This window comes from Bartonella vinsonii subsp. arupensis OK-94-513 (assembly GCF_000278235.1).
Taxonomy (GTDB): Bacteria; Pseudomonadota; Alphaproteobacteria; order Rhizobiales; family Rhizobiaceae; genus Bartonella; species Bartonella arupensis.
The window spans coordinates 160053-160968 of sequence record NZ_JH725037.1 but is presented as its reverse complement, the minus strand read 5'-3'; the positions used below and the strand labels follow the sequence as shown (position 1 = coordinate 160968).

Below are 916 nucleotides of genomic sequence, written 5' to 3'. Positions count from 1 at the left end.
GTAACATAGTAAAACTTTTCAGGATTAGAAATATCTGTAAGTTTAGGGTCACCTTTTTTAAAGGTCACAGGATAAGGTTCTACGCTTTCATAATTTACGTGTAAATTGCCTAATTCACGCCCTGCTGTAACAAACATCCAAAAATCTTCAGCATTCTTTACGCAAGGGATGCGAGGCAATTCTTTAGAGAGGTTATCAGCATAACGAGCACGATAATCTTCTGAATGCAAAAGACCGTAAACATAATAGAAGATATCATTTTTCGTTATGGTTTCATGAGGATAAGCAGCTTTAAAATGTGCTAATCCTTCATCAGTAATTCTATAGCGACCTTTCTTTTTTACTTTTGTAGGTAATAAGCCATGGTCATGTTGTTTTGTTTATCAGATCATAGTAACAGTAGATAGCTTGTTGTTGTTTCTAATATGTGACAGTTCCAATAAATTTGGTATATTCTGTGAATTAAAGTCTTTCTTTATTCTCGAAATAGCTTTATGTATTGTGCCTTAGATAAAGAGTGCATAGTGTGTAAGATTACACTTTAACAGGTGATTATCATCTTCATAGGTGGGGGGCGGTATATGACTTATGCAAGTAATAAGACGGGGACATATGATGCGGTCAATACGGTTTCTGCTCTTTACGACTATCCTCAAAAAAATGATTTCAACAAAACAGTAAAAGATTATTACGCGGTTCGTTCTTTTCCTTTTGGAAAGGATAAGACATTTTGTTTTGCACGTCACATTGAGTGTAAAAATTAAATGCGTTGCTCTTTATTTTCTTTTGTGCTTGCTACGGTTTTGTGTTTTATCAGTTTGCCGAGTTTAGCAGAAACTATACGTGAGAAAGCGATTAATCAATCAGAGAGTATTCAGCGTCAACAAACGCAAGAACAACGTTTTCAACGATTATA

Annotated in this window: 1 protein-coding gene and 1 pseudogene; one reads left to right on the top strand and one right to left on the bottom strand. The window is 34.7% G+C overall.

Translation table 11 applies throughout. The features are described from left to right. A pseudogene (locus ME1_RS08365) lies at nucleotides 1-329 on the bottom strand (type ISP restriction/modification enzyme); the annotation flags it as partial. Nucleotides 330-581: 252 nt separating this feature from the next. Between ME1_RS08365 and ME1_RS00695 the strand changes: the two are divergent. Next, nucleotides 582-764 (top strand): hypothetical protein, encoded by a 183-nt coding sequence (locus ME1_RS00695; RefSeq protein ID WP_004862080.1) that lies wholly within the window; start codon nucleotides 582-584, stop codon nucleotides 762-764. The last annotated feature ends 152 nt before the right edge of the window (nucleotides 765-916 follow it).

Excerpts from the sequence above, each read along its gene's own strand:
- ME1_RS00695 (WP_004862080.1), top strand. The coding sequence starts at position 582 with ATGACTTATGCAAGTAATAAGACGGGGACATATGATGCGGTCAATACG.